At 40.9% G+C, this 15563-nt stretch carries 18 protein-coding genes; 7 read left to right on the forward strand and 11 right to left on the reverse strand.

All coding sequences use genetic code 11. The annotated features are described in order from the left end of the window. The first annotated feature begins 139 nt into the window (after positions 1–139). The 3 genes from H9631_RS00625 to ispG all read left to right on the forward strand — a co-directional run bounded on the left by H9631_RS00625 (position 140) and on the right by ispG (position 2301). Entirely contained in the window at positions 140–649 is a 510-nt protein-coding gene (locus H9631_RS00625; RefSeq protein WP_191809322.1) for a DUF1189 family protein, read from the forward strand. A gap of 66 nt (positions 650–715) precedes the next feature. Further along, positions 716–1060, forward strand: a complete 345-nt coding sequence (locus H9631_RS00630; RefSeq protein ID WP_191809323.1) for a hypothetical protein — start codon at positions 716–718, stop codon at positions 1058–1060. Positions 1061–1179: 119 nt separating this feature from the next. Further along, positions 1180–2301, forward strand: coding sequence for a flavodoxin-dependent (E)-4-hydroxy-3-methylbut-2-enyl-diphosphate synthase (ispG, locus tag H9631_RS00635; RefSeq protein ID WP_225220771.1), 1122 nt, complete (start codon positions 1180–1182; stop codon positions 2299–2301). A 415-nt stretch (positions 2302–2716) separates the two neighbouring features. Here ispG and H9631_RS00640 read toward each other — a convergent pair whose 3' ends face one another. Continuing rightward, positions 2717–3040 (reverse strand): hypothetical protein, encoded by a 324-nt coding sequence (locus H9631_RS00640; protein ID WP_191809324.1) that lies wholly within the window; start codon positions 3038–3040, stop codon positions 2717–2719. 149 nt (positions 3041–3189) lie between these two features. On the opposite strand from H9631_RS00640, the gene H9631_RS00645 reads away from it, so the two are divergent. Beyond that, positions 3190–3774, forward strand: a complete 585-nt coding sequence (locus tag H9631_RS00645) for a 5' nucleotidase, NT5C type (protein ID WP_191809325.1) — start codon at positions 3190–3192, stop codon at positions 3772–3774. Here the strand turns inward: H9631_RS00645 and H9631_RS00650 are convergent. The 3 genes from H9631_RS00650 to H9631_RS00660 all read right to left on the reverse strand — a co-directional run bounded on the left by H9631_RS00650 (position 3771) and on the right by H9631_RS00660 (position 6008). After that, positions 3771–4199, reverse strand: a complete 429-nt coding sequence (locus tag H9631_RS00650; RefSeq protein ID WP_160705481.1) for a Fur family transcriptional regulator — start codon at positions 4197–4199, stop codon at positions 3771–3773. The two genes, H9631_RS00645 and H9631_RS00650, sit on opposite strands and share 4 nt — an antisense overlap. 9 nt (positions 4200–4208) lie before the next feature. Then, a complete protein-coding gene (locus H9631_RS00655; protein WP_191809326.1) occupies positions 4209–5060 on the reverse strand; it encodes a metal ABC transporter permease in 852 nt (283 codons plus the stop codon). A gap of 210 nt (positions 5061–5270) precedes the next feature. Then, positions 5271–6008, reverse strand: coding sequence for a metal ABC transporter ATP-binding protein (locus H9631_RS00660; RefSeq protein WP_191809327.1), 738 nt, complete (start codon positions 6006–6008; stop codon positions 5271–5273). Positions 6009–6158: 150 nt separating this feature from the next. Between H9631_RS00660 and H9631_RS00665 the strand changes: the two genes are divergently transcribed. Next, on the forward strand, positions 6159–6413 hold the full coding sequence (locus tag H9631_RS00665) for a DUF2624 domain-containing protein (RefSeq protein WP_191809328.1): 255 nt from the start codon (positions 6159–6161) through the stop codon (positions 6411–6413). A 42-nt stretch (positions 6414–6455) separates the two neighbouring features. Here H9631_RS00665 and H9631_RS00670 read toward each other — a convergent pair whose 3' ends face one another. Then, positions 6456–7361: a deoxyribonuclease IV gene (locus H9631_RS00670; protein ID WP_191809329.1), complete on the reverse strand. Its 906-nt coding sequence runs from the start codon at positions 7359–7361 to the stop codon at positions 6456–6458. Positions 7362–7390: 29 nt separating this feature from the next. Then, the gene (locus tag H9631_RS00675; protein WP_191809330.1) at positions 7391–8707 is read right to left on the reverse strand and encodes a DEAD/DEAH box helicase; all 1317 of its coding nucleotides are present in this window, start codon (positions 8705–8707) and stop codon (positions 7391–7393) included. Positions 8708–9078: 371 nt separating this feature from the next. Here H9631_RS00675 and vrrA point away from each other — a divergent pair, with 371 nt between their 5' ends. Together vrrA and H9631_RS00685 are read left to right on the forward strand one after the other, a co-directional pair. Further along, the gene (gene vrrA / locus H9631_RS00680; protein ID WP_191809331.1) at positions 9079–9612 is read left to right on the forward strand and encodes a VrrA/YqfQ family protein; all 534 of its coding nucleotides are present in this window, start codon (positions 9079–9081) and stop codon (positions 9610–9612) included. A 117-nt stretch (positions 9613–9729) separates the two neighbouring features. After that, positions 9730–10686, forward strand: coding sequence for a 4-hydroxy-3-methylbut-2-enyl diphosphate reductase (locus tag H9631_RS00685; protein ID WP_191809332.1), 957 nt, complete (start codon positions 9730–9732; stop codon positions 10684–10686). 295 nt (positions 10687–10981) lie between these two features. Here the strand turns inward: H9631_RS00685 and H9631_RS00690 are convergent, their stop codons facing one another. The 5 genes from H9631_RS00690 to H9631_RS00710 form a co-directional block, all read right to left on the reverse strand. Further along, positions 10982–11383, reverse strand: a complete 402-nt coding sequence (locus H9631_RS00690; protein WP_225220772.1) for a GNAT family N-acetyltransferase — start codon at positions 11381–11383, stop codon at positions 10982–10984. A 519-nt stretch (positions 11384–11902) separates the two neighbouring features. Continuing rightward, complete coding sequence (locus tag H9631_RS00695; RefSeq protein ID WP_191809333.1) at positions 11903–13021, reverse strand: Nif3-like dinuclear metal center hexameric protein; 1119 nt, start codon at positions 13019–13021, stop codon at positions 11903–11905. Continuing rightward, positions 13018–13716, reverse strand: a complete 699-nt coding sequence (locus tag H9631_RS00700; RefSeq protein ID WP_191809334.1) for a tRNA (adenine(22)-N(1))-methyltransferase — start codon at positions 13714–13716, stop codon at positions 13018–13020. The genes H9631_RS00695 and H9631_RS00700 overlap by 4 nt, the downstream gene beginning before the upstream one ends. Before the next feature lie 65 nt (positions 13717–13781). Further along, complete coding sequence (gene cccA / locus H9631_RS00705) at positions 13782–14138, reverse strand: cytochrome c550 (RefSeq protein WP_191809335.1); 357 nt, start codon at positions 14136–14138, stop codon at positions 13782–13784. A gap of 147 nt (positions 14139–14285) precedes the next feature. Continuing rightward, complete coding sequence (locus H9631_RS00710; RefSeq protein ID WP_191809336.1) at positions 14286–15428, reverse strand: acyl-CoA dehydrogenase; 1143 nt, start codon at positions 15426–15428, stop codon at positions 14286–14288. Between the last annotated feature and the right edge of the window lie 135 nt (positions 15429–15563).

Here is a 15563-nt window from a genome sequence, read left to right on the forward strand (position 1 = left end):
ATCTACATATGTTTATACGCAAAAATAATATTATGTAAACCTATTTTCGACTTTTTTGTCAAACTTTCTACAAAAGCTTGAATCCATCCACTTGAAGAACGACAATAATTAATATACGTAACTGAAGGACGTGAAGATTTTGAGAAATGTTACACTCATGTCTATTTTTTTCAAAAGCCTGTACTCACCAAAAGAAATTGCTAAATACAGGTTTTTGACAATCGGCAAGTCGATTCAACTTGTATTTATTTTAGCTTTCTTCTTATCTCTCGGCGGTTTCTACAATATAATCTTCAATGATTTTATGAATGGTTATGGAGTAACCGGATCAGATGCTGGATCAAAAACACTTATGACTATAATTGTTGCTGTAGCTGCGTACATTTTCAATGCCGGACTTCTTTTTTTGGCCATCACCATTTTGGCAAGCATTGGAGAGCCCATTGCAAAACGAATGGAAAGAAAGCTTCCATATAGGCAGAGTTGGAGACTGACAGCTTGTAGCGCTACACTGCCAGTGGTCATTTTCAGTTTACTTCATCTGTTTAAAGTTAAAGAGACTTATTTCTTCCTAGTAGCCCTAATCATCGTGGTCGGAATTATGCTGGCTGCCATCCGGGCTATTCCTAAGCCCAAAAGAAGAAACTAATCAACGAATAAAGCCCGTCTCAGTCGCATATATATGGGACATCTTGATAAAAGAGGCGGGATTTAGTTGAAAAAAGTCGCAGTAATCATCACAGTTGCTGTTTTGATGTACAGCATTTATTACGATTTAAAAATAGGGACATTGCATATTGACCAAGCCGCCACTGCTTCATCCGAAATGAACGGCTCAACTCAATCTGCACCGGTTCACATCATGCCCTATGAAGAAAAAAAAGCTAAGTCTGGAGATACCGTCATTTCGATAGCAGAATCAATTTATCATGGCTCCCTCCCTGTTCCAATCGATCAGTTGATTCAAGACTTTCAGAAATTAAATAATGGTGTGAAGCCGAATGAAATACAAACCAATAAGGAATATAAATTTCCTGTCTATAGCCGACAAGATGACTAAATATAGTCAATTTGTTGTCAAGCATAAGCAAAGCTTGATACAATAAACAGGGTAAGATACCTGTTTCGATTTAAAATAGGGACAAGCGTCTCTATATTTAATAAAGGAGAGAATGACCTTTGGGTACTATCATACATCGTTCCAAAACACGCCCCGTAAAAGTGGGAAACTTAACAATTGGCGGCAGTAATGAAGTTATCATTCAAAGCATGACGACTTCCAAAACACATGATGTGGATGCCACAGTAAAAGAAATTGGGCGCCTTGAAGAAGCGGGATGCCAAATTGTGAGGGTTGCCTGCCCTGACGAAAGAGCGGCAAATGCCATTTCTGAAATCAAAAAACGAATCAACCTTCCGTTGGTTGTTGATATTCATTTTGATTACCGTCTTGCATTGATAGCCATCGAAGGCGGTGCGGACAAAATCCGGATCAACCCGGGCAACATCGGAAAAAGAGAAAAAGTGGAAGCAGTTGTAAAAGCAGCAAAAGAAAAAGGAATTCCAATTCGGATTGGCGTTAATGCCGGAAGCCTGGAAAGACATATTTTAAATAAATATGGCTATCCAACAGCTGATGGTATGGTAGAGAGTGCATTACACCATATAAAAATACTTGAAGACCTTGATTTTCACGATATTATCGTTTCATTAAAGGCTTCTGATGTGAAATTGGCTATCGAAGCATATGAAAAAGCAGCAGCGGCCTTTGACTATCCGCTTCATCTCGGGATTACAGAAAGCGGAACATTATTCGCAGGGACGATAAAAAGCTCTGCTGGTCTTGGTGCTATTTTAAGCCGTGGCATCGGGAATACGATGAGAATTTCTTTAAGCGCAGACCCTGTTGAAGAAATCAAAGTGGCCAGAGAGCTGTTAAAGGACTTTGGACTCATTTCCAATGCTGCAACACTCGTCTCTTGTCCAACATGCGGTCGGATTGAAATTGACTTGATCAGTATCGCAAACGAAGTGGAAGAGTATATCCAAAAAATCAAAGCACCACTGAAAATATCAGTCCTTGGCTGTGCAGTAAACGGACCTGGGGAAGCACGTGAAGCGGATATTGGAATTGCAGGCGCACGCGGCGAGGGGCTCCTCTTCAAAAAAGGAAAAACCGTCCGAAAGGTTCCTGAAGAAACAATGGTTGAAGAACTAAAAAAAGAAATCGATATAATGGCAGAAGAATACTTTAAAAAGCAAGAGGCAGAGAAAAAAGAATCCGAAAAGCAAAATATATAAAAGTGAAAGCACGGTCAAACGACCGTGCTTTTATTTTGGGTATAGGGAAGTAAAAATCTATGCTTGAGTATAACTTATTTATCAGGTTGTGATATGTCAGAACCTATCGACTGGCGGACTCCCTTTTCCTTCCTATGATAAATAAGACAACATCAATTCGTTTTGACTCATTGTTTTTGTCTGGTTGCGACGCATAAGGATGCGCTAGTGCAAGTAAAATGACAGAATGTCGCGCTAAGCCTGCCGACGCACAGGACGCGCTAGTGCAAGCGCAGCGACAGGATGTCGCGTTCTAAGCCTGCCGAGTGCCATCTACTCAAGATCATAAGTCACTCGCTGCGGAAGGCAAACTACGCCTTCTTCAGCGACTAACTAGCTTTGCGACGATAAACAGGAGTTTGCGTTTTTAAATTCCTTACATGTATGGAACGATTAAAAACCACCATCCAAGGGAATGCAAAGCTACGGCCATGGCCCATCCTCCTATTAGATACTTGCCTTGGCCGAGCGCAGCAGCTGAAAGAACTACAGCCATCAATCCCATCAGCCCTGGCATGAAAAAGAAAGATAGCACGCCTATGAGCAGGGCAGCGTAGCCTGCAAAATCAGAAACTGAAAATCCAATATCCCTTACATCCCCCCAACCAATATCTGGCGAGATTTCCGCTGCGGTCTCTTCTTCAAAATTATGAACATCAGGCTTCTTGAAACTATCTTTTTCGCCTGGTTGCTGTTTCACCAGCCTAACCTCCTTCTCACTTTTTCAGTCATTATTAGTGTGCTCCCTTTCCTTCTTTTCATCCGCTATCTGACAAGAAGGAATCTATGTTACAATACAAATGTAATCTTAAAGTTTTGGACAACAACATTTTAAAGGAGTTATTTTGTATGCAAAGAAGGTTTGGCATTGATATTGATGGAACAGTAACATCCCCTACGTCCTTAATACCTTTCATAAATGAATCGTTTAATTTAAATATCACATTGGATGACCTAACAGAATACGAGCTCACTAAGTGCTTGGACATTCCCGAAGAAGCATTATATCAATGGTTCATTAATACAGAGCCTAAAATATATGCGGAATCCCCGATCGCAGCCGGCGCCAAGCAGGTTCTTCAGAAATGGGGAGATCAGCACGAGTTATACTTTATCAGCGCAAGAGGAAATGCATTGTTTGAAGTGACCGAATCCTGGTTCAAACAACATGAACTAACATTTCACCATATTGAATTGATCGGATCACACGACAAGATTTCTACCGCCAAAAAGCATGATGTCGAACTATTTTTTGAAGATAAGCATGATAATGCTGTTGCTATTTCAGAAGAGCTCAGCATCCCCGTCATTTTATTTGATACTCCATATAACCGGAAACCTTCCCCCAAAAATGTCATTAGAGTTCATAATTGGCATGAAGCTGAAAATTGGGTTGAAAATATTTTCGAAAGCAAAATAAAAAAAGAAGCTTAACTGACAGCTTCTTTTTTGCATTTCGGACATTTCCCGTATATTTCAAATTTATGATCCGCTACATCATACCCCTGCAAATCCTCTGTGACATAAGCCATTGGACACGCATCAATTGTTTTGGAGCGCCCGCATTTTAAACAAATGAAATGATGGTGGTGTCCCTCTTCATTTCCACATGTATAACGGAAGTGCTTCTCTCCAGCAAGCTCTGTAGCCTCAAGGATACCAAGCTCCAGGAATAGAGATAGATTCCGGTAGATCGTATCAAAGCTCACTCTTGGATAATCACCCTGCATGAATTCCAAAATTTCTTTAGCAGTTAGGTATTTATTATTGGCAGCAAAAATTCCTAGCATCTGCTCCCTTTTATCCGTCAATTTATATCCACTGTCTTTTACCATTTGTATGGCTTCAGTAATATGCATGATATCACCTCAATGAAATTTCAGCTGTACTTTATGATAGATACGTTTATAAAGAATAGCTCCGAGTAATATAGCAATGGAAATGACAACAATCGTTCCTCCCGGCGCAAGATCAAGGTAATAAGCACTGACCAGTCCGCCGATCACGGCTGTTTCGCCAAAAAGAATCGAGATCAAAATCGTCTTTTTAAAACCGTTCGCAACCCTCATTCCCGCTGCAACCGGCAAAGTCATCAATGCAGAAACAAGTAAAACTCCAACAATCCGCATAGAAGCAGCAATAACAAGTGCAATCATAATGATAAAAATAAAATGAATCACTTTAGATGGGATACCAGAAGCTTTCGCATGTTCTTCATCAAAAGATAGTAAAAATAACTCCTTGTAGAGAAAAATTACGATGCCAATCACAAAAATGCTTATAGCAGCAATTACCCATAAATCCGTTCTCGACACCGCACTAACGCTTCCGAATAAATAGTTCAGCAATTCAGTGTTGAACCCGTCAGCAAGGGATATAAAAATGACACCTACCCCGATACCGCCGGATAAAATGATCGGAATGGCGAGCTCCTGATAATGCGAATAGACAGTCCTAAGACGTTCAATTAATATAGAGCCAATCACGGAAAAACCCATGCCGAAAAAAAGTGGATTAAGTCCTGCGAATAGAACAGTCGTTTTACTGAGATAAAGGTTTGCTGCAATTCCTGATAGTGTGACATGACTCAAAGCATCAGCAATGAGTGAAAGCCTTCGTACGACCAAAAAGGTTCCGAGCAATGGTGCGATCAATCCGATCAAAAGTCCGGTAATAAAAGTATTTTGTAAAAATTCATATTGATATATCGCTGTAATCAAAATCAACATCCACCTTCAATCAAATGCGCCTTAGCGTATTGCACCCAGATTTTATCGACCTCCGCTCGATACATTTCCTCTGAAAATCTGATGTCTCCGCGGAGGCTTAACTTTAACCAGTCGGGGTTTGAACCCACACTGAATGGAAAACGAACATGCATTCATCTCACCACTTACAGAAGTGGGAAACTTCTACTGAATGAAGTTAATCTAAGAACCGTGCTGGTCAACCATGGAAAACCTTTCGCCTCTTATACTCTTATATTCATCTACATCACCATAAAACTGTACACGCTTATTTAAATAAACTACATGATCAGCTTCGCTTAACAATGCATCTACATCATGGGAAACCATCAACAGCGTGATTCCCAGTTGTTCCTTCAAAGATTTTAGAACCTTGTAAAAGGAGTGAACATTTTGGGCATCTACGCCAACAGTCGGTTCATCAAGAATAAGTACTTCAGGACGAGAAACAATTGCCCTAGCGATAAAGACACGCTGCTGCTGTCCTCCAGAAAGCTCACCAATTTTTCGGTTCATGAATTCTTTCATGCCAACTTTCTCGATTGCTTGAATGATTTCCATTTTGTGTTTGGAACGGAGGAAACGGAATAACCCGATTTTACCTGTTAATCCGCTTGCCACAACTTCAAACACTGTTGCCGGAAAGCCAGTATTAAAGGAATTCGCTTTTTGGGAAACAAAACCGATGCGTTCCCAATGCTTGAATCGTGATTGTTTTTCACCGAATAATAAAATTTCACCGTCGTCAGGCCTTAGTAACCCAAGAGTGAGTTTCAGGAGAGTTGATTTTCCAGAACCATTAGGACCGACAATCCCCAAAAAGGAACCTTTTGGAACAGTTAAATGAATGTGATCCAATACGATTTCACGACCATACTGAAAGCTCACATTGTTAATTTCTATCACATTTTCATTACTCATTGATTATCCATTCCTTTACTAATAGGAATCATTCCTATTTACAAGTAAAAAGTATACAGGAACTCTCCGCTTTTGTAAATGATTGAGCTGTTTTTTCATGTCACAGTAGACTGGCCTTACACATAAGTATTGGGTAAGGAGGTTTTTAACATGAAGTTGATCAAAAATATGGTGAATTATAAGCTTAATATGATTACCGCTGATGATTTGATGAAATACAGTAGCGAATTCAACATCCAACTGACTGCCCGCCAGGCAGAAAAAATCGCTGCGTATATGCGCGGAAAAAATTTCGACCTGTTTGATGACAATGTCCGGTCAAAAATCATTCGAGAAATCGCAAAAATAACAGGGCCGAAAACAGCCAAGGAAGTGAATCAGTTATTCATCCAATTTACCAAATAGCAGACACAAAAAAGAAAAAGCCCGCTTTTGCAGGCTTACACATTAGTTTACAGTCAATTCCCCAGTTATTTTTTCCAATAGATCAGTATCAAACTGCCGACCTTTAATCATCTCGATTTCATGCTTATAAGGCGCTTTTTTATTTTTCTTATCTGCTCCTACATAAGGAGTTTCCAATATTTTTGGTACTTCTGAAAGCTGCGGGTGATGGATGATGTAATCAAGAGCATCAAAACCGATATGACCAAAACCGATGTTTTCATGGCGGTCTTTGCCGGCACCACGTTCGTTCTTGCTGTCATTGACATGAACGACCTTGATCCTGTCAACTCCGACCAGGCGGTCAAATTCTTCTAAAACACCGTCAAAGTCATTCACAATATCATAGCCAGCATCATGGGTGTGACATGTATCGAAACATACAGTCAGCTTTTCGTTATGTGTCACACCGTCGATGATCTGGGCCAATTCCTCAAATGAACGACCGCACTCAGAGCCTTTACCAGCCATTGTTTCCAAAGCTATTTGGACCTCCTGGTCTGCTGTCAGTACTTCATTTAATCCTTCAATGATTTTGCTGATCCCTTTTTCAGCTCCCTCGCCCACATGAGCTCCTGGGTGAAGAACAATTTGCTTAGCTCCCAGTGCAGTCGTCCGCTCAATTTCCGTCCCTAAGAAATTAACACCAAGCTCAAAGGTAGCCGGGTTGACTGTATTACCAATATTAATAATGTAAGGTGCATGTACAATCAGGTCATTGATGCCATGTTCCTTCATATGAAGTGTACCAGCATCAATATTCAGCTCCTCAATTTTCTTTCTTCTTGTATTTTGCGGTGCCCCTGTATAGATCATCATGGTATTAGCACCGTAAGAAACTGCCTCCTCGCTTGATGCAAGGAGCATTTTCTTTCCGCTCATCGATACGTGAGATCCTATTTTTAACAACCTAGCTCATCCTCTCCATTGATTAGCTATTATTTCTTTTTGTTTCTTTGAAGACGACGTTCTCTTTTTTTTAACCTTTCAATTTCAGAGGCCATTTTCTTTTTATAGCCTGGTTTTACTTTTTTAGGCTTACGCACATATATTTTGGACGTGCCGCTTTCTTTTTCTTTAAGCTGCATTCTGTTTTTTCTCCTGTTTCGATCAGGAAGGTCAACCCACTCTTCACCACGCACATCCTGATGGCCAAATTGAATCCCCATTTTCTCCAGACGAACAATCGCATCTTCATCAGACGGTGAATATATTGTATAGGAGACACCTTGATTACCGGCTCTCGCAGTTCGGCCGGAACGGTGAATATAAAAATCCAAATCTTTCGGAAGTTCATAGTTAATAATATGACTTACTCCTGGAATATCAATGCCTCTTGCTGCCAAGTCTGTCGCGATGATGTATTGATATTCCAAGTCGCGGACCTGTTTCATCATTCGCTTTCGTTCACGCGGAGTTAGGCCTCCATGGATTCTTCCGACTTTGAACCCGTGACCTGTTAATTGATCAGCTACTTGGTCCGCCATCTGCTTCGTATTAATAAAAACGATAGCCAGATAAGGATTGATGGCATGAAATAATTGACCGAGAAGATCTGTTTTAGTCCGGCTACCCAAAGGAACTAGAACATGCTCAATCTGTTCGGCTACCAATCGGCTTGGTGTCACATGTTCAAATATGGGATTTTCCATATATTTTTTTAAAAAAGGTTTCAGCTTTTCAGGTATTGTCGCAGAAAAGACATACATCTCCAGACCTTCAGGCATTTTTCCTGCTATCTGGTCCACGTCATGAATGAAGCCCATGTCAAACATAAGATCAGCCTCATCAATCACAAGCATGGAAGCGTTATGGACGAATAACGCCTGTTCTCTAACAAGATCATAAATCCGTCCGGGAGTACCGATTACGATATGCGGCTGCTGTTTCAGCTTTTCAATTGTTCGCTGCTTGTCCGTTCCGCCTGTGAAGTTTCGAACTGAAATTTCTTCCCCTTCATTGGCCTCAGTGATTTTTAAAGCTTCCTGATAAATTTGACTCGCCAGTTCTCTTGTAGGGGCCAAAATCACTGCTTGAACTTGACGTTTCGAAGGCTCAATCTTTTGAATGATAGGCAACAGAAACGCATGTGTTTTTCCTGATCCAGTCTGCGATTGGCCGATGGCACTTTGTCCTTTCAATATAAGAGGGATCATTTTTCTTTGAATCAATGTAGGCTGCCGGAAACCCAGCTTGCCTATAGCTTCATCGATAAATGGTTTGAATCTATATTCTTCAAAACTGTAAACAGCCATTGGCTCACTCCTTTAATAAAAAGCAGAAATGTTTTTTTAAGCTTAAAACTTTCCAAGGATAAGGATTTCAGCCAAGCAACTGATTTCACTCACCTCGAAGAGCCTTCTTTAGTCTGCTTCATGTGGCTTGAATATAATATTCCAAAGCTTCCTTGACTGAGCTCTGCCGCGGGAAACATCCAACTTCGCCGGCCAGTAAACTCAATCGTTAAGTGTCTCAAAACTTATAAGATCTACCTGCTAAGCTTTTATTATAAATGATTCATACAGCAACTACAACATTGTAACAGTTCTAGATAATCCACCTATAGGACATAATTTTGGATTGTGCATACCCTGTCAGAAAAGATGAAAAGAAAGGAGGTATAAATATGCAGCCAAGAAATTTCAACAGACCGCCCATGGGAATGTTTGGCCCTCCAGGCCCACAAAGGGGTGGGGGAGCCTTCAGACCGTCTAGTGCTTCACCCAACCAAGGTATGAACAGGGGCGGCGGCATGTTATCCCGTTTATTTCAGCGCCAGGCCCCTTCACAAGCTGGAAGATCTGCTGCTGGAATGTTTGCCAGGGCTCCCCAAGCGGGCGGAGGTTCCTTTTTGCAGGGATTGACCAACCCCGGTGGTATCCAATCAATTTTAAACAATACCCAGCAAGTATTAAGGACTGCTCAGCAAATCGGGCCAATGGTACAACAATATGGCCCTCTCGTTAGAAACCTCCCAGCTATGTGGAAATTGTATAAAGGGTTTAAAGATAGTACCGATGAGACAGATACAGATGAAAAAGCCTCAGAAAGTTCTAGTAAGCCCCTCCTTATTGAATCAGGGGAGCTTGAACAGGAATCTTCACATGAGAATCTGAGCTCGTATCAACGGGGAAGATCCACACCAAAATTGTATATATAATTCTAAACAGCCGTTCACAATTGGAACGGCTGTTGGCTTTTCGACAGTAGTTCTATATAATATGGTTAGCGTCATCATGATTCAGGCTTTTGCCTGGCAATAGTCAGGAGGATATACATGCAAATCATTAAAATCTCACCCCGCGGATATTGCTACGGTGTAGTTGATGCAATGGTCATAGCGCGAAACGCAGCTTTGGACAAGACGCTGCCGCGCCCAATCTATATTTTAGGGATGATCGTCCACAACAAACACGTAACAGACGCATTTGCCGAAGACGGAATTATTACCCTCGACGGCCCCAATAGAAAGTCGATACTGGAGCAAGTGGATACAGGAACAGTGATTTTTACTGCTCACGGTGTTTCTCCGGAAGTGCGGGAACTTGCCAAGAAAAAAGGGCTAACTACTATAGATGCAACTTGTCCGGATGTCACCAAAACCCATAGCTTGATTAGGCAGAAAGAGCACGAGGGGTATGATATTATTTATATCGGAAAAAAAGGGCATCCTGAGCCAGAGGGTGCAGTAGGTGTTGCTCCGCAGATTGTACATCTCGTAGAATCTTTGGAGGATGTAGAAGAGCTCGATATCAATAATGATAAAATCATTGTGACAAACCAGACAACCATGAGCCAATGGGATGTAGCACAACTCATGGAAAGAGTCCAAGAAAAATACCCGCACGCCGAAAAACACAAAGAAATTTGCCTTGCCACACAAGTTCGCCAGGAAGCAGTTGCGGATCAGGCCGGTGAAGCCGATGTATTGATTGTTGTTGGAGATCCAATGAGCAACAACTCCAATCGCCTTGCTCAGGTTTCACAGGATATTGCCGGAACAAATGCATATAGGGTTGGAGATGTTTCAGAAATTAAAATTGAATGGATTAAAGATGCTAAGACAGTAGCGGTAACAGCCGGAGCGTCCACTCCAACGCCAATTGTCAGAGAAGTCATCAATTTTCTTGAACAGTTCGATCCGATTAATCCCGATACTTGGACACGTGAAAATAAAGTACCATTAACCAAAATCTTACCTAAGGTCAGAAAACCGAAAATAAATACGCAGTAAGAACAAAAGCGCTAAGCTGAAATGTGGTTGACGGCGTTTTAAGGGGACAAGTGCTGGCCGGCGGTACTAGGAAAATACCTGGCCGCCGGAGAGCCATCCGGTGGAGACATTCTTTTTACTTCATTGGATTGACCGAAGCGCATCGATCCCCTGCTGTAAAAAGTTCTCTTCCAACCTTTATTTAACATTTAACAGTAAATAGAAGAACTCCTTTTGAAAAAAGTTTGATTATTTTAATACTCCTTATTGTACTAACACATCTGTAATAAACAGTTTCTCCACACACTAATGATCCTTATGTCTTTTCAATTAATTCATAGCGCATTGTATGGCTTACATCTTTGAATCCCCGCTTTTCATACAAAGTAATAGCGCCAATATTTTCAGACAGCACATTTAACTCTAAGTAATCTAAATTTCGATTTTCAGCCCATTTTTTTGCTTCTAATAACAAAGCTGAACCAATTCCTTGATCTTGATATTTGGTTCCAACAATTATATCTGTAATATAAGCATATTTATACTTAACCAAACACGTATAGGATGGTGTCATTAGTTCTTGAATAAGTAAAAAACCTACTGTACAATTATCGATCTCAGCTATTAAAATATCCGAATCCTTTTCATTGATTATCTTCCTAATAAACTCTACATCCTGTTTAGCCGGCTTTATATATTTCGGCTGAAAGTTTGACATTTTAAAAAAAGTTCTTGATATAAAATTTCTATTTGGCTAACTTCATCTAGCGTAGCTAGCTTTATTTTCATATCATTCCCTCCAAATATTTTTAAAATTAGAGCAATACACTCTTGGATTACATTATAACATGTTTCAAAATATCAAATTAACTACTCGGAATCTGATCTAATGACTTATCTGCTCCGTTTAGGTTGAGGTCGGCTGGATCAAATCGCGACGTCCTGTCCTTCGCCTGCACTATTGTTTCCTATATGTCGGAACCGGTGTTGACTTATGTAGGAGGAGACGCGAAGTCTGCTAGTCGATGGACGCAGCATAATCTGATTAACAAAGAATACACAAGCGTAGAATTTCCAATACAAATAAAAAGGCCTGGAACCTATAATCAGGTATCCTGGCCTTTCTTAACATTAAAGAGAGACAATATCTGGTTTTATCTCAAGGCGGATAGAACCCTCAAATCGCTGTGGAAATAAGGGACTGCCTCCTTACTATAACTTTTCTTTTAGTCTTTCCTTAAAGAAATGTAAACGGATCAGTATCCGGTTTAGAGGGAATAAATTTCACATTATATCCCAGTTCCTTTGAACGCTGTTCAAGTATATTTGCCAATCCTTTTTTCATCACTTTTTCAACATGATGCCCTGGGTCCACGATGTTTAATCCGATATTCATAGCGTCATGCCCGGTATGATAATAAAAGTCGCCTGTCACGTAAACATCAGCACCTTTTCTTTTAGCATGCTGAAAATACTTATTCCCATCTCCTCCGAGCACTGCGACTTTTTTGACTGTATCCTCAGTATTCCCGATTACTCGGACACCATCTACATCCAGTGCTTCCTTCACATGATCTGCAAACTCCCGAAGTGTCATCTCTTCCGCAAGCTCGCCGATTCGTCCAAGTCCAAGCTCTTCTCCTTTAAGACTAAGTGGATAAAGGTCATATGCCGGCTCTTCATAAGGATGGGCCTTCATCATTGCTGAGACAACCTTTCTCTCTATGGACTCTGGATAAACCGTTTCAACCTTAATCTCCGAAACTTCCTCCATTTTACCCCTCGCACCAATAAAAGGCGTTGCTTCATTTCCAGGTAAAAATCTGCCGGTACCCTTTGTTGAAAAGGAACAATGGCTATATTCTCCGATGAAACCCGCTCCCGCTTCTCCCAGCGCCTTTAGAACTTGATCTGCCTGATCTATTGGTACAAATACAGCCAGCTTCTTTATTTTCTCTTCATATGTAGGTACAAGCACGGAAGTATTTTTCAATCTTAGTACTTCCGCAAGCATATCATTTACCCCGCCTTTAGCGACATCCAAATTGGTATGAGCTGCATAGACAGCAATATCATGCTTGATCAGCTTTTCAATCAACTTTCCTCCAGGTTCGTCCAAAGCAATTTTTTTTAATGGACGAAAAATGATGGGATGATGCGCAATGATCAAATCGGCTTTTTTTTCAATCGCTTCGTCTACAACATTCTCCAATACGTCAAGGGCTGTTAAAACAGTAGAAACCTTTTTGTTTAATGTGCCAATCAACAGACCAATGGGATCCCCATCCATTGCATACTTTTTAGGGGCAAACTGTTCCAGCATTTCAATGACCTGAAAACCGTTCACGACTTTCATTTCAACGCCTCCTTCACAATAGCTATTTTCTTTAATAGCTCCTGCCTCTTCTTCTCTGTCTCCGGACGATCCGTTGCTTTATCCATGCTATTTAATATATTTTGCCACACCCTAAGCTCAGAGAGCCATTTTTTCTGGAAGGCCTCGTTTTTCTTTTTTAGTAAAAATGGTCCTAAGAGCAATTCATCCGAATTGTATGGTCTAGATAGAACTCCCTTTTCGGCAGCAAGAACTTCATAAGTTTTGTCGTCTTCCTCCAAAATGTGTTCATCAATCAATTTCCATCCATTTTCCAATAACCAGCGCCTTATATGCGCTGCTCCAATGTTTGGCTGCAGAACAAGTCTTGACACGCCGTCCAGTTTTTCTTTGCCATTCTCTAAAATTTGAGCTATTAATGGGCCTCCCATACCAGCTATGACAATGCAGTCGACCTCATTCGGCCCGATTACTTCCAAACCGTCGCCCTTCCTTACGTCAATTAGGTGACCAAGCTGAACCTTTTCAACCTGCTCTTTGGCTGATTGAAAGGGACCTTCCGCAATTTCTCCAGCTACAGCAAAGGAAGCTGTTCCCTGTTTAATAGCATAGCATGGTAAATAGGCATGATCAGAACCGATATCTGCTATTTTCATTCCTTTTTTTATATATGAAGCAACATAATGAAGTCTTTTCGACAGTTGATTCTCGTTCATACAAAACCGCACCTTCTTTTATAAAAAAAGTTCTTTGCCTTTTAGCAAAGAACTTTTTTAGTGTGTTATTTCAAGTCTGCCAACCATTCTGCCATCTGATCGATATTTTCAGCAGGTACCAATCCGGCAGGCATGTTGCCTCTACCGTTGGTAAGAATGTCAGCTATTTCATCCTTGGATAGTCCTGTACCATGAAGGCTTGGAATGGAACCAGATCCCTCTAGATTTTCCCCATGACATGAAATACATGTTCCTTGGGCATATTGTTCCGGATCGAACTCTTCGGCTTGCTCTTGACCGCCGCCTTCTTTTTCTTTTGCGATTTCTTTTGCATCTCCCATTCCTTTAATACCAAGGAAAAATACGAGAACAAGGCCTAAAACCATAATTAAATAATATGGAACAAGCGGATTGCGTTTCATAACTTACCCTCCTTATGTAATGAACAGTTGATAATTATAAATTATGCAAACATCTACATTCTACTCGAAATTGAGCCGAAGGGAAAGTCTTTATGTCGATGTTTCCTCTTTTTTCGATATTTGGACAAATTAAAGAGTGCTTTTCACTTAATAGCACCCGACTTCTCTTGCAATTACCATACGTTGCACTTCAGAAGTGCCTTCACCAATTTCTAATAATTTAGCATCTCTCATCATCCGCTCCACTTCATATTCACGCATATAGCCATAACCACCGTGAAGCTGGACAGCTTGATTTGTGATCTCCATACATACTTCTGAGGCAAATAACTTGCACATTGATGCGCTTTGGCCAAAAGGCCTTCCTTGATCCTTCAGCCAAGCAGCCTTATACACTAAGTTCCGAGCCGCTTCAATTTTCATTGCCATATCGGCTATTTTAAATTGCGTAGCTTGAAACTGAGAAAGTGTCTTTCCAAACTGCTTGCGCTCTTTAACGTACTGCAAGGCCTTGTCATAGGCGCCCTGAGCTATTCCGACTGCCATTGCCCCAATTCCGATTCTTCCTCCATCAAGCGTTTTAAGAAACTGCTTAAAACCTTCCCCTTCCTTTCCCAGTAAATGATCTTTTCTGACTTTCACATTTTCGAGTATCAATTCAGTCGTGTCTGATGCATGCAATCCCATTTTCTCATATTGATTAACAATAGTGAACCCTTCTGCATCAGTAGGAATAATGATTGCGCTGATTTGTTTTTCTCCGTTCTCTCTTCCAGTTATGGCTGTCAGCGCCACATGCCTTGCATAAGAAGCGTTTGTAATAAAACATTTGCTTCCGTTAATGATGTAGTGATCCCCTTCGTGAACTGCTGTCGTCTGCGTCCCTCCTGCATCCGATCCAGCGTTTGGCTCTGTCAAACCGAATGCACCCAATGACTCTCCTCTACAGATCGGAACCAAATACTTTTCCTTCTGCTCTTCTGTTCCGAACATATGAATAGGGGCGCCTCCAAGCGATATATGGGCAGAATAAGTAATTCCGGTCGATGCACATACACGGCTTAATTCTTCCGTCACAATGGCGAAACTTACAGTATCAGCCCCTGCTCCCTCGTATTCTTCCGGAAACGGTAGTCCCATCATCCCTAAGCCGGCTAGTTTTGTAAAAACTTCCTTTGGAAACTCACATTTCCTGTCCCGATCAACGGCACCAGGTGCAACTTCTTCTCGAGCAAATTCTCTGATAGTGCGCCTGATCATACTTTGTTCAGAAGTTAAGTCGAAATTCATTTTACCCTCCTCCTGCCATTTGTATCCGCTTTCACCTTTCATTATAGCTCTTTTTTCCTTTTTATCTCAAGACCAATCATATTTTAAAATAAAAATCATTTTATCAATATATTTTTTTGGTCTATTAATCAGCAT

Origin of the sequence: Bacillus norwichensis, assembly GCF_014836955.1 — a bacterium.
GTDB lineage: Bacteria > Bacillota > Bacilli > Bacillales > Bacillaceae_C > Siminovitchia > Siminovitchia norwichensis.